Annotated in this window: 19 protein-coding genes; 16 read left to right on the top strand and 3 right to left on the bottom strand. The window is 55.9% G+C overall.

The window, feature by feature from the left end:
* Window positions 1-46 precede the first annotated feature (46 nt).
* The 12 genes from M2403_RS09750 (at window position 47) to M2403_RS09695 (ending at window position 14,156) form a co-directional block, all read left to right on the top strand.
* Window positions 47-655: a 4Fe-4S dicluster domain-containing protein gene (locus M2403_RS09750; protein ID WP_165058756.1), complete on the top strand. Its 609-nt coding sequence runs from the start codon at window positions 47-49 to the stop codon at window positions 653-655.
* A complete protein-coding gene (locus M2403_RS09745; protein ID WP_259229014.1) occupies window positions 655-2,562 on the top strand; it encodes a proton-conducting transporter membrane subunit in 1,908 nt (635 codons plus the stop codon). The genes M2403_RS09750 and M2403_RS09745 overlap by 1 nt, the downstream gene beginning before the upstream one ends.
* Window positions 2,563-2,572: 10 nt before the next feature.
* The gene (locus M2403_RS09740; RefSeq protein WP_152324467.1) at window positions 2,573-3,526 is read left to right on the top strand and encodes a respiratory chain complex I subunit 1 family protein; all 954 of its coding nucleotides are present in this window, start codon (window positions 2,573-2,575) and stop codon (window positions 3,524-3,526) included.
* A gap of 45 nt (window positions 3,527-3,571) precedes the next feature.
* Window positions 3,572-5,296, top strand: coding sequence for an NADH-quinone oxidoreductase subunit C (locus tag M2403_RS09735; protein ID WP_152324468.1), 1,725 nt, complete (start codon window positions 3,572-3,574; stop codon window positions 5,294-5,296).
* A 15-nt stretch (window positions 5,297-5,311) separates the two neighbouring features.
* Window positions 5,312-5,869 (top strand): formate hydrogenlyase complex iron-sulfur subunit, encoded by a 558-nt coding sequence (locus M2403_RS09730; RefSeq protein ID WP_152324469.1) that lies wholly within the window; start codon window positions 5,312-5,314, stop codon window positions 5,867-5,869.
* Complete coding sequence (locus M2403_RS09725) at window positions 5,866-6,663, top strand: NADH-quinone oxidoreductase subunit B family protein (protein WP_152324470.1); 798 nt, start codon at window positions 5,866-5,868, stop codon at window positions 6,661-6,663. Before M2403_RS09730 ends, M2403_RS09725 begins: the two co-directional genes overlap by 4 nt.
* Window positions 6,663-7,142, top strand: coding sequence for a formate hydrogenlyase maturation HycH family protein (locus M2403_RS09720; RefSeq protein ID WP_259229181.1), 480 nt, complete (start codon window positions 6,663-6,665; stop codon window positions 7,140-7,142). The genes M2403_RS09725 and M2403_RS09720 overlap by 1 nt, the downstream gene beginning before the upstream one ends.
* Window positions 7,135-7,620, top strand: a complete 486-nt coding sequence (gene hycI / locus M2403_RS09715) for a hydrogenase maturation peptidase HycI (protein WP_165058388.1) — start codon at window positions 7,135-7,137, stop codon at window positions 7,618-7,620. The genes M2403_RS09720 and hycI overlap by 8 nt, the downstream gene beginning before the upstream one ends.
* Before the next feature lie 329 nt (window positions 7,621-7,949).
* Entirely contained in the window at window positions 7,950-8,495 is a 546-nt protein-coding gene (gene hydN / locus M2403_RS09710) for an electron transport protein HydN (protein ID WP_152324472.1), read from the top strand.
* A gap of 23 nt (window positions 8,496-8,518) precedes the next feature.
* Window positions 8,519-10,690 carry a formate dehydrogenase subunit alpha gene (gene fdhF, locus M2403_RS09705; RefSeq protein WP_208950860.1) on the top strand — a complete coding sequence of 724 codons (2,172 nt, stop codon included), beginning with the start codon at window positions 8,519-8,521 and terminating at the stop codon, window positions 10,688-10,690.
* An 83-nt stretch (window positions 10,691-10,773) separates the two neighbouring features.
* On the top strand, window positions 10,774-13,122 hold the full coding sequence (hypF, locus tag M2403_RS09700) for a carbamoyltransferase HypF (protein ID WP_259229013.1): 2,349 nt from the start codon (window positions 10,774-10,776) through the stop codon (window positions 13,120-13,122).
* 8 nt (window positions 13,123-13,130) lie between these two features.
* Window positions 13,131-14,156: a HoxN/HupN/NixA family nickel/cobalt transporter gene (locus M2403_RS09695; RefSeq protein WP_152324475.1), complete on the top strand. Its 1,026-nt coding sequence runs from the start codon at window positions 13,131-13,133 to the stop codon at window positions 14,154-14,156.
* Window positions 14,157-14,191: 35 nt separating this feature from the next.
* Here M2403_RS09695 and csgC read toward each other — a convergent pair whose 3' ends face one another.
* The 3 genes from csgC to M2403_RS09680 form a co-directional block, all read right to left on the bottom strand.
* Complete coding sequence (gene csgC, locus M2403_RS09690; protein ID WP_152324476.1) at window positions 14,192-14,521, bottom strand: curli assembly chaperone CsgC; 330 nt, start codon at window positions 14,519-14,521, stop codon at window positions 14,192-14,194.
* Window positions 14,522-14,591: 70 nt separating this feature from the next.
* Window positions 14,592-15,071 carry a curlin gene (locus tag M2403_RS09685; RefSeq protein WP_152324477.1) on the bottom strand — a complete coding sequence of 160 codons (480 nt, stop codon included), beginning with the start codon at window positions 15,069-15,071 and terminating at the stop codon, window positions 14,592-14,594.
* A 54-nt stretch (window positions 15,072-15,125) separates the two neighbouring features.
* Window positions 15,126-15,614 (bottom strand): curlin, encoded by a 489-nt coding sequence (locus M2403_RS09680; protein ID WP_152324478.1) that lies wholly within the window; start codon window positions 15,612-15,614, stop codon window positions 15,126-15,128.
* An 878-nt stretch (window positions 15,615-16,492) separates the two neighbouring features.
* On the opposite strand from M2403_RS09680, the gene csgD reads away from it, so the two are divergent.
* Genes csgD through csgG form a run of 4 tightly spaced genes read left to right on the top strand, consistent with a single transcriptional unit; the run spans window position 16,493 to window position 18,862 of the window.
* The gene (gene csgD, locus M2403_RS09675; RefSeq protein WP_152324479.1) at window positions 16,493-17,143 is read left to right on the top strand and encodes a biofilm master transcriptional regulator CsgD; all 651 of its coding nucleotides are present in this window, start codon (window positions 16,493-16,495) and stop codon (window positions 17,141-17,143) included.
* 16 nt (window positions 17,144-17,159) lie between these two features.
* Window positions 17,160-17,543, top strand: coding sequence for a curli production assembly/transport protein CsgE (gene csgE, locus M2403_RS09670; protein WP_152324480.1), 384 nt, complete (start codon window positions 17,160-17,162; stop codon window positions 17,541-17,543).
* 60 nt (window positions 17,544-17,603) lie between these two features.
* A complete protein-coding gene (csgF, locus tag M2403_RS09665) occupies window positions 17,604-17,996 on the top strand; it encodes a curli production assembly/transport protein CsgF (protein WP_152324726.1) in 393 nt (130 codons plus the stop codon).
* Window positions 17,997-18,028: 32 nt separating this feature from the next.
* Window positions 18,029-18,862 (top strand): curli production assembly/transport protein CsgG, encoded by an 834-nt coding sequence (csgG, locus tag M2403_RS09660; protein ID WP_152324481.1) that lies wholly within the window; start codon window positions 18,029-18,031, stop codon window positions 18,860-18,862.
* Window positions 18,863-18,916 lie beyond the last annotated feature (54 nt).

The following is an 18,916-nucleotide window of genomic DNA, read 5'->3' as shown; positions in this document are numbered from 1 at the left end:
ACCTTTGACGAAATGAAAAGGAGACTTCATGAGTCGCGTCGCCGCCATGAATCAATATGTGATAGCCGATCCGAAATTGTGTATCGGCTGCAACACCTGTATGGCCAGCTGTTCGCAGGAACATCAGCTGCACGGCTTGCAGTCTGCGCCCCGTTTGCAGGTGATGCGCAACCGGCTGGATTCCGCGCCGGTCATGTGCCACCAGTGTGAAGATGCGCCGTGTGCGCAAGTCTGCCCGGTCAATGCCATCACCCGTCAGGACGAGGCCATTCACCTCAACGAAAGCCTGTGCGTGAGCTGCAAACTGTGCGGAATTGCCTGCCCGTTTGGCGCGATCACCTTTTCCGGCAGTTCGCCGCTGGATATTCCGCACAACTGCAATACCTCAAAAGCGCTGCCCGCCCCGCGAGCGCCGCGCGCCGTCAGCCCGTTCCTGGATTGCGTACCCGGATTACGCGCCGTGGCGGTGAAATGCGATTTATGCAGCTTTAGCCCGGACGGACCGGCGTGCATCAAAACCTGCCCGACGCAGGCCATCACGCTGGTTACCGCCAGTCTGGCCGAACACAGCAGCCAGCAAAAACGCCTGAATGCGATGAATGCTTTCCCTGACGGTTATTCCACTTTCACCACGCCTGACGCGGGGGCCAAATAATGACGGCTTTGTTTGCTTTAGAACCCGCCTCTTTGCTGGCGCTGGCGCTACTTATCTGGCTGGTGAGCGGCGTGGCGGGCTGGGTATTTTCGGCCATCGCACGGCTCAGCAGCCTGCTTTCCGGGCTGGGCGGCATGCTGGCTTCTGCGGCGGTCATCGTCGCGGCTTTTGAGACCGTTCACCGCGGCACCGCGGTGCAGACAGTCGCGTTGCCCGCGCTGCCTTTCACCGCTGAACTCAGCCCGCTGAACGGATTATTATTGCTGGCAATGTCAGTCACGGCGCTGTTTTGCAGCCTGTACGCCTGGGCGTGGCTGGCGGGAACGACGTCACGAAAACGCGGCCGCACCGGCTTGTTGTGCAACTTCCTGACGGCGGCGCTGACGGCGGCGGCAGTCGCGAATAACGCCATTGAACTGCTGGTGATGATGGAACTGGCCGCGCTGTGCGCCTACTTCCTGATCGTACAAACCGACGATGTGAAAAGCCGCCGTGCGGGTCTGAATCAGTTTTTATCCGGCCGCCTCGGCACGGTTTGCCTGATGCTGGCGTTCACGGTTTTACATCACGTCAGCGGAAGTCTGGATTTTGACGTTCTGCGCCACACCGCCTTCCCGGCGGGCGCAAAATCGCTGGCCTTCCTGCTGGCGCTGGCGGGCTTCGGGCTTTACGCCGGGATTATTCCGCTGCACGCCTGGGTGCCGCAGTCTCATTCCAGCGCACCGGCGCATGCCGCAGCGCTGTTCTCTTCCGTACTGATGAAAATCGGCATTATTGGCATCGTAAAAGTCGGTCTGGATTTGCTCGGCGCACCGCCACTCTGGTGGGGCCTGCTGGTGTTGTTGCTGGCAATCCTGACCGCGTTTATTGGCGGGCTGTACGCGCTGATGGAACACGATATCCGCCGTCTGCTGGCCTATCACACGCTGGAAAACGTGGGGATTATTCTGCTTGGCGTCGGCGGTGCGATGACCGGCGTGGCGCTGAATATGCCGGAACTGGCGGCGCTGGCGCTGCTGGCCGGATTGTTCCATCTGTTCAACCACGGTCTGTTTAAAACCGCGCTGTTCCTCGGTGCCGGTGAAATTGAAATGCAGACCGGCATAAAGGATATGGAAAAGCTCGGCGGTATCGCCCGTCTGATGCCGTGGACCGCCGTGGCGATGCTTGTCGCGCTGATGTCGATGGCCGCGCTGCCGCCGCTTAACGGCTTTGCCAGCGAATGGCTGCTGTATCAGTCACTGTTCCAGCTGAGCGCCGCGCCGCTGTTTATCGCACGTCTGCTCGGCCCGCTGCTGGCCGTCGGGCTGGCGCTCACCGGCGCGCTGGCCCTGATGTGCGTGGCGAAAGTTTTCGGCGTGACGTTTCTTGGCGCGCCGCGCAGCAAGGCGGCAGAAGATGCGACGCCTGCCCCGCTGGCTATGACGCTGAGCAGCGTTTTGCTGGCACTGCTGTGCGTCATTTTCGGTGTCGCCTCACCGTGGATTATTCCGCACTTCGCCGCCGTTGCCGCTTCCGTTCTGAACACGCCTGTTTTGCAAACCGCGCAGCACGGTGCGGTGTTCTCCCCGACTTCCGCTGTTTCCGCCCCGATGGTGGCGCTCCTGCTTTTGGGGATGCCTTTATTGCCGTGGATTATTGCCGCCGTTCTGCGCGGTGCCCGCATGCCGAACCGTTTGCGCGGCGAGGCCTGGGCCTGTGGTTACGGGCATTCCGCTGAAATGGTGGTCACTGCGACCGGTTTTACCCAGCCACTGCGCGTGATGTTTGGCCCGCTGTACCGCCTGCGCCAGTATGTCATGCCCGCAAAACTGGTGAGCACGCTGCATCAGGGCTGGCTCGGGGCTTTCTGCCGTCGTCTGGCTTTCATCGAACTGGCCGTGTTGCTGGTCGTGGCTTTTGCCTGAGGAACTGACTATGAATTTTCCCTTTTTGCTGAACGGTTCTCTGTGGCCGCTGGCGCTGATTCAGGCCTTCTCGCTGCTGGCGGTGGCTCCGCTGTTTGCCGGATTCAGCCGCGTCATGCGCGCCCGGATGCACAACCGTCGCGGCCCGGGGGTATTACAGGAATACCGTGATATCGCCAAATTACTCAAACGCCAGAGTGTGGCACCGGCGGCATCCGGCCCGGCGTTTCGCAGCATGCCGTATCTGCTGACCGGCGGATTGCTGGTTATCGCCACCGCCCTGCCGGTGGTGACGCTGGCTTCGCCGATGGGCGCAGCAGGTGACCTGATTACCGTGATTTATCTGTTTGCCGTGGTGCGCTTTGTGTTTGCCATCGCCGGGCTGGATACCGGCAGCACGTTCACCGGCATCGGCGCCAGCCGTGAAGCAGTGTTGGGCGTGCTGGTCGAACCGATCCTGCTGCTCGGCCTGTGGGTCGCCGCGCTGGTGGCGGGTTCCACCTCGCTCGGCGCGATTGCCACCCGCGTGCTGCACTGGCCGGTGTCATCTTCCCTGACGCTCATTCTGGCCGGTCTGGCCTGCGCGTTTGCCACGTATATCGAAATGGGCAAATTGCCGTTTGATATGGCCGAAGCCGAGCAGGAATTACAGGAAGGCCCGCTGACCGAATATTCCGGTGCCGCGCTGGGCGTGCTGAAAATCGGCATCAGCCTGAAACAGCTGGTGGTGTTGCAGCTTTTTCTCGGCCTGTTCTTCCCGTTCGGGCAGGTGGATCACATCACGCCGGTGGCATTGCTGACTGCCGTGGTGCTGAGCCTGGTGAAACTGCTGATCGCCGTTTTTCTGGTGGCACTTGTCGAGAACAGCGTCGCCCGTCTGCGTTTTCTCAAAACCTCCCGCACCACATGGGCGGGCTTCGGGCTGGCATTTTTGGCGCTGGTTTCCTGGCTGGTCGCAGGCTGACCTGACATTTTTTCTTATCCCGCCACGGCGGGAAGAGGCTTTGCAATGAGTGAGTTCAATACCGCATTAAATCAAAACCCGGTCGGCAAACATTATCTTGCTGCGCTGGCGAAGCAGTTCCCGGCGGCCATTTCAGGCAGCGAATGGCAGACCGATACGCAGGCGACGGTGACTATCAAGCTGAACGCGCTGCCGGAAGTGGTCGAGTGGTTGTATTACCAGCAAGGCGGCTGGCTTTCCGTGTTATTCGGCAATGATGAACGCACGCTGTGCGGCAACTATGCGCTGTATTACGTGCTGTCGATGGAAAAAGGCGTGAAGTGCTGGATCACCGTGCGCGCCGAAGTGGATCCGGTTTCGCTGGAATTCCCGTCCGTGACGCCGCGCGTGCCCGCGGCAGTCTGGGGTGAACGCGAAGTTCGTGATATGTATGGTTTACGCCCGGTCGGGTTGCCGGACGAGCGTCGTCTGGTGCTGCCGGACGACTGGCCGGATGATTTATATCCGCTGCGCAAAGATTCAATGGATTACCGTCAGCGCCCGGCACCGACGACCGACGACGAAACCTATCCGTTTATTTCGCAAGCCAAAGAAGGCAGCAAAATTGTGCCGATTGGCCCGCTGCACGTCACTTCTGACGAACCCGGACATTTTCGTCTGTTTGTCGATGGCGAAGACATTATCGACGCGGATTACCGTCTGTTTTACGTCCACCGCGGGATGGAAAAACTGGCCGAGACCCGCATGGGCTATAACGAAGTCACGTTCCTTTCTGACCGCGTGTGCGGCATCTGCGGTTTTACCCACAGCGTGGCGTATACCTCATCGGTGGAAAATGCGATGGGGATTGTGGTGCCGGAACGTGCCCAGATGATCCGCTCAATACTGCTGGAAGTGGAACGTCTGCACAGCCATTTGCTGAACCTCGGGCTGGCCTGCCATTTCGTCGGTTTTGACTCCGGCTTTATGCAGTTTTTCCGCATCCGCGAACAGTCCATGAAAATGGCCGAAATCCTGACCGGCGCTCGCAAAACCTACGGCATGAACCTGATCGGCGGGATCCGCCGCGACATCTTAAAAGACGACATGATCCAGACCATTGCGCTGGCGGGCAGCATGCGTCGTGACCTCGGTGAGCTGGTGGATATTCTGCTCAGCACGCCGAATACCGAACAACGCAGCGTCGGCGTCGGCATTCTGGATCCGCAGGTCGCGCGTGATTTCAGCAACGTCGGCCCGATGGTGCGCGGCAGCGGCCACCGCCGGGATATGCGTCAGGATCATCCTTATGCCGGTTACGCCAAACTGCCGTTTGAGATTTGTAGCGAAACCGGCAACGACGTCTATTCCCGTCTTAAAGTCCGCATCCACGAAGTTTATAACGCCCTGAATATGATTGAGTTTGGCCTGCAAAGCCTGCCGGGCGGCCCGCTGGCGGTGGAAGGGTTTACCTATATTCCGCACCGCTTTGCCCTCGGTTTTGCCGAAGCCCCGCGCGGCGATGACATCCACTGGAGCATGACCGGCGACAACCAGAAGCTTTTCCGCTGGCGATGCCGTGCGGCGACGTACGCCAACTGGCCGACGCTGCGCTATATGCTGCGTGGCAATACCGTCTCCGACGCTCCGCTGATTATCGGCAGTCTCGATCCTTGTTATTCCTGCACCGACCGCATGACCGTGGTCGATGTGCGTAAGAAAACGACCATCGTCGTGCCTTATAAAGAGATCGAACGTTACGGCATCGAACGCAAAAACTCGCCGCTTTAAGGAATCACTTAAATCATGCTGAAACTGATTAAAAAAGTGCTGAAAACGGGCACAGCCACCGTGGGTTATCCGTTCACGCCGCTGGATTTGGCACCGAATTTTCGCGGAAAGCCGCAATACACCGCGCAGCAGTGTATAGCCTGCGGGGCCTGCGCCAACGCCTGCCCGTCTAACGCGCTGACCATGACCACGGCGGAAGACGGTGAAACCCTGCGCTGGCAACTGTTTTTAGGCCGCTGCATTTTCTGCGCCCGCTGCGAGGAAGTCTGCCCGACGGCGGCCATCAAACTATCGCAGGAATTTGAACTGGCGGTATGGCGCAAAGAAGATTTGTACGAAACAGCGGATTTCCCCATCTGCCATTGCCGTGAATGCGGCAAACCTTACGCCGTGCAAAAGGAAATCGACTTCGCGCTCAGCCTCTTGCAGGAAAGCGCCGCGCTGAGTGACCGGCAAATCGCCGACCGCCGCGTGCAGTACGAAACCTGTCCGTCATGCAAGAAAATGCACAGTCTTTCTTCCACCGACCGTATTGATATCGGCCGCCATATGACCACGGAGGCCCGTTCATGAGTCATAACCCGATTGCACCGCGCGACGAAAATGGCCTGCCGGTGCCCGTCACGCTTGATGAAAGCATCGCAAAACTGAAATCCACCCTGCTGCACAGCATCCGCCGCTCCGCCTACGTTTACCGCGTGGACTGCGGCGGCTGTAACGGCTGCGAGATTGAGATTTTCGCGGCGATTTCACCGCTGTTCGACGCCGAACGTTTTGGCATCAAAGTCGTCCCGTCACCGCGCCATGCCGACATTCTGCTGTTCACCGGCGCGGTCACCCGCGCCATGCGTATGCCCGCACTGCGCGCCTGGGATTCCGCACCGGATCCGAAAATCTGCATTTCTTACGGAGCTTGTGGCAACAGCGGCGGCATTTTCCACGACCTTTACTGCGTCTGGGGCGGCACTGACAAAATCGTACCGGTCGACGTGTATATTCCGGGCTGCCCGCCGACACCGGCGGCCACCATTTACGGCTTCGCGATGGCGCTCGGTTTGCTGGATCAGAAAATCAAAGGACAGCAGCACGACGACGCCGCAGCGACACCGGCGGAATTACTGCATCCGGATCTGCCGCAGCCGTTGCGCGTTTTACTCGACCGCGAAGCGCGCCGCATGGCCGGTTACCGTTATGGCCGCCAGATTGCCGATGAGTTTATGAATATCGTGGCCGCGCCCGGCCTTCAGCCGGTGGAACAGCGCGTTTCAACCTACCTCAGTGAACGCGGCGACCTGCGGCTCACTGAAATTATCGGCAACCTGCAACAAATTTATCAACAGGTTCTGCGCGGGGAGGTGCGTCTGTGATGACATCCGGAAACGACCAGCGCTACGCGCAGCATCAGCCTTTTTCCGGTCATCAGGCCGAGAAGAACAAAGTGATTTTTTACTCACTGAGCAGCAAATTTGTCGACGAGAAAAGTGCGCAAAAGCGCAGCTCGCAGAAAGTGCAGGAAGTGGTGTATTACAGCCTGGCGATCGGCCACCACCTCGGGGTGATCGACTGCCTGAAATCCCGCCTCGAATGCCCGCTGACCGGTTACCAGCAATGGGTCAGCTGCCTGCCAGAACAGGGGGAAGCTTACCGAAAACTGGCGGGTGTACAGCGTTTTGGCGAAATCAATATCGACAGCAGCCACACCCATTTACTGGCGCTGGCGCTGCGCGATGCCCGCCCGCAGATGAATGAAGAACAGCAGGGCTGGAGCAACCAGCTCATCGCCCTGCTCGGACAAATCGAAAGTGACCCCGCGATGTACCTGATGGTCAGGAGATACGATGCCTGATTCCACTTCCCGCTACGCGCTGCTTTGTGTGGGCAACAGCATGATGGGCGATGACGGGGCCGGGCCCCGGCTGGCAGAACTGTGTGCAGAAAAACCGCTCAGCGGCTGGACAGTCGTTGACGGCGGTGCCGCGCCGGAAAACGACATCGGCTATTTACGCGAGCTGCACCCGGCGCATCTGGTGATCGTGGACGCCACCGACATGGGGCTGATGCCCGGTGAGATGCGCATTCTCGAAGAAAGCGACATCAGCGAAATGTTCATGATGACCACCCACAATTTGCCGCTGACGTTTCTCATGCAGCAGCTGCGTGAGGATATCCCGCAAATCACGTTTGTCGGCATTCAGCCGGACGTCGTCGCGTTTTATTACCCGATGAGCGACGCCGTGGAACAGGCCGTCATCCGTTTGCATCAGCTGTTACCGGCGCTGGAACAGGGCATGGGCATCGCGCCTTTTCAGGCAGAAACCGCCTGACCTTGCTGTCGACATAACTGTCGATGTGGTGACGACGCGGACATGACGTCAGTGACACGCGTTGTCATCGGCAGGCAAGAGAATCATTAACTCATTGAAAGACAAGTATAAAAATAAAACCATAAAACTGGCATGGTTTATGTATAGCAGTAGATGAAAACTTTTAACCACTTCAATTTAAGTACACAGAAATCCCCTAAGGCACTGGCATTGCAGGAAGGCGGCAAGCGAAGGAGTCCCGATGAGCTGACATGCGTCAGTGATTCGGTCGGGTGAACGCAGCCAACGCACCTGCGGTGCCAGGGACGACGGGGATTTGGAGAGTAGACATGAACCGGTTCATTATCGCCGACCCTAAAAAATGCATCGGCTGCCGTACCTGTGAAATTGCCTGCGTCATGGCGCACAGCGATTCTCAGGATATCTCGCTGCTGAACGCCGCCACGTTCGCCCCGCGCCTGCACGTCATTAAAGGCGTGAATCTCAGTACGCCGGTGATGTGCCGCCAGTGCGAAGACGCGCCCTGCGCCAACGTCTGCCCGAATGGCGCGATCCTGCGCACCGGCGACCACGTTCAGGTGATGCAGGAACGCTGCATCGGCTGCAAAACCTGCGTTGTCGCCTGCCCGTATGGCGCGATGGAAGTGGTCACCAAACCGATTTTCCGCCAGAACGGTGCCGCAATGGTTGCCACGTCCGACAAAGCTGAAGCGCATAAATGCGACCTGTGCCACACCCGCGCAGAAGGCCCGGCGTGCATGGAAATCTGCCCGACCAAGGCGCTTTACGCCATCGACCGTAATCACTTACAGGAAATGAACGCAGAAAAACGCCGCCGCGCTGCGCTCGACAGCACATCTCCCCTGCTGTTTTAACTCCGGATAGAGGAAGTAATCACATGAAAAAAATCACCACCGTCTGCCCGTATTGCGGGGCCGGCTGTAAATTGAATCTGGTTGTGGATAATGGAAAAATCATTCGCGCCGAAGCCGCCAATGGCGTCACTAATCAGGGTGAACTCTGTCTGAAAGGTTATTACGGCTGGGATTTCCTTAACGATACCAAACTGCTGACCCCGCGCCTGACGCAGCCAATGATCCGCCGTCAGAAAGGCGGAAAATTTGAAGCCGTCAGTTGGGATGAAGCCATTCGCTATACCGCGCAGCGCCTGAAAGAAATCAAACAAAAACATGGCCCGCGCGCCATCATGCATACCGGTTCTTCCCGCGGTACCGGCAACGAAACCAACTATGTGATGCAAAAGTTTGCCCGTGCGGTCATCGGTACCAACAACGTCGACTGCTGCGCCCGCGTGTGCCACGGCCCGTCCGTTGCCGGTTTGCAGGCAACGCTCGGTAACGGCGCAATGAGTAACTCCATCGGCGATATCGAGAATTCAAAATGCCTGCTGGTAATCGGCTATAACTGCGCGGACTCCCACCCGATCGTCGCGCGCCGCGTGATCAAAGCCAAAGAAAAAGGCGCACAGATTATCGTCTGTGATCCGCGCCGCATCGAAACCGCGCGCATTGCGGATCAGCATCTGCAAATCAAAAACGGCTGTAACATGGCGCTGGTGAACGCGTTCGCCCATGTGCTGATCGAAGAAAACCTGTATGACCACGACTACGTGGCGAAATACACCGAAGGCTTCGAGGAATACCGCAAAAACGTTGCCGATTATTCACCGGAAGCAGTCGCCGAACAGACCGGCGTTTCTGCACAGCAAATCCGTCAGGCGATGCGCACTTACGCCGCCGCCCCTTCTGCCACTATCATGTGGGGCATGGGCGTGACTCAGTTTGGTCAGGCTGTAGACGTGGTGAAAGGGCTGGCCGGGCTGGCGCTGCTGACCGGTAATCTGGGCCGCGCCAACGTCGGTGTCGGGCCGGTTCGCGGACAAAATAATGTGCAGGGTGCCTGTGATATGGGCGTTCTGCCGAATGAATTCCCCGGCTATCAGGCCGTCACCGACGCAAAAGTTCGTGCGAAATTCGCCGATGCGTGGGGCATTGACGTTAACCAGATGGACGCTGAAGTCGGCCACCGCATCACCGAAATCCCGCACCTGGCGATTGAAGGCCACGTGAAAGCCTACTACATCATGGGCGAAGATCCGTTGCAGACTGAGGCCGATTTGGGTCTGGTGCGCAAAGGCTTCGAGGCGCTGGAATTTGTCGTTGTGCAGGACATATTCATGACCAAAACCGCTGAACAGGCCGACGTCATTCTGCCTGCCACGTCGTGGGGCGAACACGGCGGTGTGTTCTCTTGTGCTGACCGCGGCTTCCAGCGTTTCGAAAAAGCCATCGAACCGAAATACAACGTCAAACGCGACTGGGAAATCATCAGTCTGCTGGCGACAGAACTCGGTTATCCGATGCATTACAACGATAACCAGGAAATCTGGGACGAAATGCGTGAGCTGTGCCCGCTGTTCTACGGCGCAACCTACGAAAAAATGGGCGAACTTGGGCACGTTCAGTGGCCTTGCACCACCCTCGAAAGCCCGGGGACGCAGTACCTTTACGCCGACAACCGATTCGATACGCCAACCGGCAAAGGCCAGCTGTTTGCCGCACCGTGGCGCGCACCGGCAGAAGTGCCGGATGAGAGTTATCCGCTGGTGCTGTGTACCGTCCGCGAAGTCGGCCACTATTCCTGCCGCTCAATGACCGGCAACTGCGCCGCTTTGCAAACACTGGCCGACGAACCGGGCTTTGTGCAGATGCACCCGCAGGACGCCGAAGCGCTCGGCATCCGCGACCAGCAACTGGTCTGGGTCGCCTCGCGCCGTGGCAAAGTCATTTCACGCGCCAACTTCAATGAACGTATCAATATCGGCGCGGTGTACATGACCTATCAGTGGTGGATTGGTGCCTGTAACGAACTGACGCAGGATAATCTGGATCCGGTCTCTAAAACGCCGGAAACCAAGTATTGCGCCGTTAACGTTCAGCAGATTGCCGACCAGCGCTGGGCGGAAAACTACGCACAGCAAACCTACAGCGACATGAAAGCGCGTCTGCGCAGCGCCGTTGAGGATGTGATCCCGGTGATAGAGGTTTAGTTTTTTTAGCTCCCAAAATAGAGGGTTTTAAGCTCCTTCCCCTTCGCGGGGGGAGGATCACACCCAAAATCCCAAGAGGCTGTATGTTTGATTCTCACGTGATCCGTATCTGCGGCAAGGTTCAGGGCGTCGGTTTCCGGCCTTTTATCTGGCAACTGGCAGAACGGATGCAGCTTCGCGGCGAGGTGTGTAATGACAGTGCGGGCGTGGAAATCAGACTTTTTCAGCCGGGCGATATCGACGCGTTTATCGCTCAGGTAAAACGCGATTGTCCGCCGCTGGCGCGCATCGACAGTATCCGTTTCGACCCTTTCGACTGGCAAACGCCTCCTGAGGATTTCACCATCACGCCCAGCCGCCAGAGCCAGATGGACACGCAAGTGGCACCCGATGCGGCGACCTGTCCGGAATGTCTGAAGGAAATCACCCGCCGCGGCGACCGCCGTTTCGGCTATGCCTTTACCAACTGCACGCACTGCGGTCCGCGTTTTACGCTGATCCGTGCCATGCCTTACGACCGTCCTTCCACCAGCATGGCGGAATTCATGCTCTGCCCGGAATGTCAGCGGGAATATCAAAACCCGGCCGACCGGCGCTTTCACGCACAACCGGTCGCCTGCCCGGACTGCGGGCCACAAGTGCGCGCCACGCGGCAAAACGGCGAAACGCGGGTGCAGGGAAATGCAGCGCTCAGCTACGCCGTGGCCGCATTGCAGGCGGGTGAAATTGTTGCGATCAAAGGGCTGGGCGGTTTTCATCTGGCATGCGATGCCACGCAACAGAATGCAGTTATGCGGCTGCGGGAACGCAAAAATCGCCCGTCAAAACCGCTGGCGGTAATGCTGCCGGATATCGGCTGGCTGGCGCAATGCAGTGACGACAGTCCGCAGTTTGCGTTGCGGGAGCTTCTGAGTTCGCCTGCCGCGCCGATTGTGCTGACGGCAAAAAGCGTCACGTCGCCTTTGTGCGCGGCGGTGTCGCCGGAGCTGGATGAAGTCGGGCTGATGCTGCCATTTACGCCGTTGCATCATTTGCTGATGCAGGCCTGCGGCACGCCGCTGGTGATGACGTCGGGGAATGCGGCGGGGCGTGCACCGGTTTTGAATAATGACGATGCACTTCGTCAGCTCGGCAAAATTGCCGACGTCTTCCTGTTGCATAACCGCGACATCGTTCAGCGCGCCGACGATTCGCTGGTTCGCGTGACACCGCAGGGCACTGAAGTTCTGCGTCGTGCGCGAGGTTTTGTGCCGGATGCGCTGCCGCTGCCCGCCGGTTTCAACACCCAGCCGCCAGTGCTGGCGCTGGGCGGCGACCTCAAAAATACGTTTTGTCTGGTACGCGGCAATCAGGCCATTCTCAGCGCGCATTTCGGATCGCTGGCTGACGGCGATATTGCCCGCCAGCAACAGCAGGCCATGGAGCATTTCCGGCAGCTTTATGAATGCACGCCGGTGGCGATTGCCCGCGATGCGCACCCTGCTTATGTCAGCCACGTTCAGGCAGAAAGCCACGGAATACGGGTGGTTGATGTATTTCACCATCACGCGCATCTCGCGGCGTGTCTGGCAGAAAACGGCTGGCCGCTGGACGGCGGAAAAGTCATCGGGCTGGCGCTGGACGGGCTGGGTTACGGCATTCCGGCAGGCAAAACCGGCGCGCTGTGGGGCGGTGAATGTTTGCAGGTGGATTATCTGCATTGCGAACATTTAGGAGGTTTACCTGCCGTAGCGCTGCCCGGCGGCGACCGCGCGGCGCGTGAACCGTGGCGCAATCTGCTGGCGCAGTGGCAGGCTTTCGTGCCCGGCTGGCAGTCGCTGCACGAATCGCGCGTGCTGGATGAACACCCGTGGCTGCCGTTGTCGAAAGCCATCGCCGCCGGAGTGAATTCGCCGCTGGCGTCTTCCTGCGGGCGACTGTTTGATGCCGTCGCTGCCGCGCTCGGCTGTGCACCGGCGCAGCTGAGTTGGGAAGGCGAAGCCGCCTGCCGGCTTGAAGCACTGGCTCACCGCGCGGAAGGCATTTCGCATCCGGTTACGCTCCCGTTGCGCCATACATCCGGTGGCATATTTCTGGATTTAGCCACTTTCTGGCAGCAGTGGCTCGCCTGGCAGGCACCGCCTGCTGCACGGGCTTTCGCTTTTCATGACGCCCTCGCGCAGGGTTTTGCCGCCCTCGCCCGTTTTCATTGTGCCCGCACCGGTATCCGTACCGTTGCACTCGGCGGCGGTGTTTTGCATAACCGCCTGCTGCGCCAGCGTTTGCACCATCATCTGTCGCCCTTGCGGGTGCTGATGCCGCAAAACGTCCCGGCCGGTGACGGCGGGCTGGCGCTGGGTCAGGCTGTGGTCGCCTGTGCGCGCCTTCAGTTCTCTTCTTTTATTTCTGCTTCTGTTTCAGCTTCTGTTTCAACTTCTTTATCAAAACAATAAGGATCCCCATGATTAGCCGTGACATTTTCCACACACACCGCCGCGCTTCCTGGCTTTTAACCGGTCTGGTGGCTATTAATTTACTGGCCTGGGCCTGGGCATTTCTGGTGTTTCGCCATCATGCGGCACTGATGGCAGCGGCGTTGCTGGCTTACGGCTATGGCTTGCGGCACGCGGTCGATGCGGATCACATTGCGGCTATCGATAACGTGACCCGCAAGCTGATGCAACAGGGACAGCGGCCGGTGGCGGTCGGGGCATTTTTCTCACTCGGGCATTCCAGCATTGTGGTGCTGGCCTGTGTGGCGATCGCCGCCACATCGCTGGTTTTCGGCAATAAAATCGGCTGGCTGCATGATTATGGCGGCACCCTCGGCACGCTGATTTCTGCACTGTTTTTACTGATGATGGCGCTGCTGAATGCGTTGATTTTGCGGGATGTATATCGTCGTTTTCAGAAAGTTAAACAAGGGCAGACTTTCTCAGATAAAGAAGAGCTGAATCAGGTTCAGGGCGGCATCATGAGCCGGATTTTCAGTTTCGCATTTAATCTGGTGAATAAAAGCTGGCAGATGTATCTGGTCGGATTTTTGTTCGGGCTGGGGTTTGATACCGCCACGGAAATCGGTCTGCTGGGCATTTCCGCGGCGGGCGCGTCTTCCGGGATGTCCGTCTGGAGTATTTTGATTTTCCCGGCGCTGTTCGCCAGCGGCATGGCACTTGTCGACTCGCTCGACAATTTTGTCATGGTGGGCGCGTACGGCTGGGCGTTTGATAAACCGGTTCGCAAGCTCTATTACAATATGACCATTACGGCCACCAGCGTATTTATCGCCCTGTTTATCGGCGGGCTGGAAGCGCTCGGGCTGATGGCAGACAAGCTGGATTTGCACGGCGCATTCTGGCGCGTTGTCGGAGAACTCAATGACAATATGGGCAGCGTCGGGTATGCCGCCGTGGCAATTTTTGTGGTGTTCTGGGGCATTTCCGCCCTCAATTATCGCCGCAAAGGCTACGACAGTCTGGCGGTCTGACTCGTTTAAACGCCGTCTGCTCTATATGTTAACCGTTATGCATCATTGGGCAGCGTTAGCTGTTTTTCCAGCCGCAGTTTATCGCCGTCCGTAACCGTAATCATGATTTGCGTTTTCCCACCGGGTCTGACGGCAAAACGCATTTGCCCGAGCGGTTGCGCCTGGCTGGCGGCGAGATTCATGTTCTGGCTCTGGCGGCTGGTGCTGGTTCCGGCGGTGCTTTCCTGCGAAACGGACACCGCTACCTGACAAGCGCAGGCTTTGGTGAGGCTGACCATCGGCGTTACCGTGTAGGTTTGGGCGTCATTATGGGTATCAAACCAGAGCTGGTTGGACATTACGGCGGCAATCAGAAGTAAGTGCATCACATTTATCCTCTGGATCCAGTCGAAAAAAAACAGGGCTCGTGCCCTGTTTTTCATTTCGCGCGCAGGCTTAGTGCTGGTTAGTATAAGCCACGTTTGAAGTGCCTACCTGAGTCACACTGGTCAGGCTGCCATTGGCACTCTGACTGTTCTGAGACAAGTTGGCCCAGCCAGACTGAGATACCAGAACCTGGCTCTGATCGGCGCTTTGGTTCACGTTAGCCGTGTTAAGACCGCCATTTTTCTGAATAATGCTGATCAGGCTCTTATCACCGGTTTGAGACGTGGTTGCGGCATTTTTGTAGCCATTCTGATTAATAGCGGTCAGTGAATTCTTAACCCCGCTTTGGTCAGCATTGGCATAGTTACCGTTACCTTCCTGATAGATCTGGATTTCAGAGTTCCACTGAGTCGTCGAGAATGTGGGTACTGTTGACGGAGGAGTGGACGGACCGGATGGGCCAGAACCGCCCCCACCGTACCCACCACCTGCAAATGCACTGCCACTGACGACTAAAGCGGAGACTGCCACAATTTTCCAAAGTTTCATGATGCTACCCCATTGGTTTAATATCGGATGTCATGTCATAAGAACGTATGTTTGTTAATGCTGTGTCACTCTAATCGCCATTCCTGACGAGTTTTGTACGACACCGCTGCTCTGGTTCGTACCATTCTGGCGAATTTCCGTCACACTCCGGCCTTTTTGCAGAATGTAAGCCGTATTGCCAAAATTTTGTTGCGTAATGGATGCATCCCCGCCGCCGCTTTGCGATATGTAAGCAAAATTATCGCTGCCGCTTTGGGAAATATCAGCGTTATTCCCATTACCTCTCTGATTTACCACCGCGGTATTTTCTGTACCTATCTGACGAATAACGCTTGAACTGCCGGAACTCGTCTGATTCGTATAGGCCACATTACTGTTACCGTTCTGGTAAATCGTTGATGAATTCCCTGATGAATTTCTCGCGCCAGCAAAATACTGATCCGGACTGTCAGAATTTAAATCTGAGTAACCCATGTCAGATTGTTGTGCGTGAACGACCCAGGATATGGAAAGTAACGCCAGGGTCAGTAATGTCTTCTTCATTTCGTCACCTTTTTAAACCCGACGCCTGATAATAAGCTCGCCGGTTTTATTGCTGCTGACGAATTGATTATGGTGTTTCATCCGAATAAGAAACTCACCCGCACGTCGTATTTTAATTTCCAGCTTCATCAAAAAGTATGAGGATGCACTTCTCATGCGGATTGACCAGAACATTTAAGTAAAAGGTCAGCGCGGCTAATCTACCCCATGGCATTAATCCTAAAGTGCTAAAAAATAGCCGGCCAAATAATCACACAAATGCAACTATTCTTAATAAAATACTGACACGCATTCGGCCATAAAAGAGATCTTTCGCACATTTCCAACCCTTAACATTGCCCGTAAAGCTCCTGTTCAGCTTGCTTCACCCCGCGTTATCTGGCCGCAAAAGGGCTTTTGCACGGCCTCACCTAAGCTAAATCAAATGTATGAGAGGCTGATAATGGGTTTATTCACGATGAATCATGCAGACCGTTGCAGTTTCCGGAGGGATATTTGCGTTAAGTAATCCTTAAATTCGCAGCCTTAACAAGGACGAACGTTAAGATTGTGTAAGTTCATTACTTAAATTCCCTTTAAGCTGGGCGCTGAAAAATTAATGCAATACATTAAGAAAATTTTATACATTTTACGTTACATTTTGAAACATAAATAAGCCTTGCGTAAGGGAAACCAAAAGCTAAATTGAGTCTGTACCGCACATAAAACGACCTGAAATATTATGTGCCTCAGGTTGCGTATATTTTCAGTTTTCAGATATACACAGCAAACATACAGCTATAGATTTAGCAAAATAAAATCACAGTCTATTTTATGCCTGTTTTAATTGTCAGGCATTGGCCGGCTGTGGCGATAATAAATCAGGGCAGGGTTTCATTATGAGTAATGAAGCAGCAATCAATAATAATATTCTTTTATTAGTGACCAAACCATCATTACAAGCCAGCGCTTTATTGCAGCAATTAAAACAACAACTTTACGTTAATACCCGGTTGCACAATATTCATAAGTCTCTGGACGATCAATATCTTCAGGAGACATTAATTCTCTTCGATATGATGGAAGCGGACCGCAGGACCATTGAATCCTGGCAGTCAGCCATTAACCGGTATCACAGCAGCGTAAAGTTACTGCTGCTGAATACGCCCGATAATTATCATTTCCGTGAAATCGAAACCTGGCCACGGATCAGCGCCGTTTTTTATCTTTCGACCGATGAAGAGCATCTGGTGGAAGGTATCAGAAGCGTGATCCGCGGGGAATGCTATTTCTCTCAGGGGTTCGCCAGCTATCTGATCAATCAGTCCGGCGCTTTCCGCCATCTTCACAGTGAAGACACCGGTCTGACCCACCGTGAAAAAGAGATCCTGAATAAGTTACGTGTTGGCGCGTCGAACACGGAAATCGCACGTCTGCTGTTTATCAGCGAGAACACCGTCAAAACGCATCTTTATAATTTATTTAGGAAAATTTCCGTCAAGAACCGTACTCAGGCGGCTTCCTGGGCTAACGACAATCTCAAGCGCTGACATCATGACTCCTTGTATGAAATCGTTCTGGCTCTGGCTGGCGCTGCTTTGTGCTACCTGCGTGCATGTCCAGGCCGCTGATGTACGGGATCCGGGGTTGATTACCGATCGCACGGTGACGTCGGTGGGTCACGATTTTTACCGTGGTTTTACCGACCGCTGGGATCAGAACTACCCGGAAACGATCACTATTTCAGAAAGACCCAGCGCCCGCTGGGGCAGTTGGATCACCATAAAAATAGGTCAGGACACCTTGTATCAGACTCTGCTGTTTCCGAACCGTCGCAATTTTAATAAGGACATCGATACCGCCATTGCCGGGGTCACGGAAGCCTTATCACGGCGGCAGCTAGACAAAGCACTACTTGGTACCGGGGATCTTGCCCATGACGAATTTTAATGCACAGCCTCTTTTAAGGAGAGCATCGTGAATATTCCAGTCTCTGTCCCGCGTTCGGTGATGCTGCTGGCATTGCTGACGGCGTCCCCGTTGTCCTGGGGCGGCAATATGGTTTTCCAGTTCATCAACCCGAATTTCGGCGGCAACCCGAATAATGGCGCGTTTCTGCTCAATGAGGCGCAGGCGCAAAACTCGTATAAAGACCCCGATGCGTATGATTTCGGCACGTCCAGTACTTCAGCGCTGGATAACTTTACCGCGTCTATCCAGTCGCAATTACTGGGCAGCCTGATGGGTAACGTGAATCAGGGGAAACCGGGGCGGCTGGTGACACAGGACTTTATTGTGGATATCCAGAATACCGACGGGCAGCTGGTGATGAATGTCACTGACCGCAAAACCGGCAAAATTTCCACTATTCAGGTTCAGGGTTTGTCTGCAACGACTAACTGATTCCGATGACCAATAAAAACAGGAACAACATCATGCGCAGCTATTTATTACTCATCGCAGTTTTTGTGCTGAGCGGGTGCCTCACAGCAGCACCGAAAGAAGCCGCCAAACCCACGTTATTGCCGAGAGCACAAAGTTATACAGATCTGACGCATCTCCCGTCACCCCAAGGGCGAATTTTTGTCTCGGTTTACAATATTCAGGATGAAACGGGCCAGTTCAAACCGTATCCGGCGAGTAACTTCTCGACGGCAGTACCGCAGAGCGCCACGGCCATGCTGGTTTCCGCATTGAAAGATTCGAAATGGTTTATTCCTCTGGAACGTCAGGGTCTGCAAAACCTGCTCAATGAACGCAAAATTATCCGTGCCGCACAGGATAACGGCAGCGTCGCCATCAATAACCAGCGCCCGCTTTCCTCTCTGGTGGCCGCGAATATCCTGATCGAAGGCTCGATTATTGGCTATGAAAGCAATGTGAAATCAGGCGGGATCGGGGCACGTTATTTCGGCATTGGCGCCAGCACGCAGTATCAGCTGGATCAGATTGCGGTGAACCTGCGCGCGGTCGACGTCAATACCGGGGAAGTGTTGTCATCGGTAAATACCAGCAAGACAATCCTGTCGTATGAAGTGCAGGCCGGGGTGTTCCGCTTTATCGATTACCAGCGTCTGCTGGAAGGCGAACTCGGTTACACCACCAACGAACCGGTGATGTTGTGCCTGATGTCGGCCATTGAGTCGGGTGTAATTTATCTGGTGAATGATGGTATCGACCGCAATCTGTGGCAGTTGCAGAATCCTTCGGATATCAATTCTCCGATCCTGCAACGCTACAAAAACAGCGTTGTCCCCACCGATTCCTGATAATGGAGGGGAGTTGCGAAGGGAAGTGGCGGGTTGAAGCCACTTCCCTTCTTT

The organism is Rahnella sp. BIGb0603 (genome assembly GCF_024808755.1).
Classification (GTDB): Bacteria; Pseudomonadota; Gammaproteobacteria; order Enterobacterales; family Enterobacteriaceae; genus Rahnella; species Rahnella contaminans.
This window is presented reverse-complemented; position numbering and strand designations above follow the sequence as displayed.

Excerpts from the sequence above, each read along its gene's own strand:
- M2403_RS09750 (WP_165058756.1), top strand. The coding sequence starts at position 47 with ATGAATCAATATGTGATAGCCGATCCGAAATTGTGTATCGGCTGCAAC.
- M2403_RS09745 (WP_259229014.1), top strand. The coding sequence starts at position 655 with ATGACGGCTTTGTTTGCTTTAGAACCCGCCTCTTTGCTGGCGCTGGCG.
- M2403_RS09740 (WP_152324467.1), top strand. The coding sequence starts at position 2,573 with ATGAATTTTCCCTTTTTGCTGAACGGTTCTCTGTGGCCGCTGGCGCTG.
- M2403_RS09735 (WP_152324468.1), top strand. The coding sequence starts at position 3,572 with ATGAGTGAGTTCAATACCGCATTAAATCAAAACCCGGTCGGCAAACAT.
- M2403_RS09730 (WP_152324469.1), top strand. The coding sequence starts at position 5,312 with ATGCTGAAACTGATTAAAAAAGTGCTGAAAACGGGCACAGCCACCGTG.
- M2403_RS09725 (WP_152324470.1), top strand. The coding sequence starts at position 5,866 with ATGAGTCATAACCCGATTGCACCGCGCGACGAAAATGGCCTGCCGGTG.
- M2403_RS09720 (WP_259229181.1), top strand. The coding sequence starts at position 6,663 with ATGACATCCGGAAACGACCAGCGCTACGCGCAGCATCAGCCTTTTTCC.
- hycI (WP_165058388.1), top strand. The coding sequence starts at position 7,135 with ATGCCTGATTCCACTTCCCGCTACGCGCTGCTTTGTGTGGGCAACAGC.
- hydN (WP_152324472.1), top strand. The coding sequence starts at position 7,950 with ATGAACCGGTTCATTATCGCCGACCCTAAAAAATGCATCGGCTGCCGT.
- fdhF (WP_208950860.1), top strand. The coding sequence starts at position 8,519 with ATGAAAAAAATCACCACCGTCTGCCCGTATTGCGGGGCCGGCTGTAAA.
- hypF (WP_259229013.1), top strand. The coding sequence starts at position 10,774 with ATGTTTGATTCTCACGTGATCCGTATCTGCGGCAAGGTTCAGGGCGTC.
- M2403_RS09695 (WP_152324475.1), top strand. The coding sequence starts at position 13,131 with ATGATTAGCCGTGACATTTTCCACACACACCGCCGCGCTTCCTGGCTT.
- csgC (WP_152324476.1), bottom strand. The coding sequence starts at position 14,521 with ATGCACTTACTTCTGATTGCCGCCGTAATGTCCAACCAGCTCTGGTTT.
- M2403_RS09685 (WP_152324477.1), bottom strand. The coding sequence starts at position 15,071 with ATGAAACTTTGGAAAATTGTGGCAGTCTCCGCTTTAGTCGTCAGTGGC.
- M2403_RS09680 (WP_152324478.1), bottom strand. The coding sequence starts at position 15,614 with ATGAAGAAGACATTACTGACCCTGGCGTTACTTTCCATATCCTGGGTC.
- csgD (WP_152324479.1), top strand. The coding sequence starts at position 16,493 with ATGAGTAATGAAGCAGCAATCAATAATAATATTCTTTTATTAGTGACC.
- csgE (WP_152324480.1), top strand. The coding sequence starts at position 17,160 with ATGAAATCGTTCTGGCTCTGGCTGGCGCTGCTTTGTGCTACCTGCGTG.
- csgF (WP_152324726.1), top strand. The coding sequence starts at position 17,604 with ATGCTGCTGGCATTGCTGACGGCGTCCCCGTTGTCCTGGGGCGGCAAT.
- csgG (WP_152324481.1), top strand. The coding sequence starts at position 18,029 with ATGCGCAGCTATTTATTACTCATCGCAGTTTTTGTGCTGAGCGGGTGC.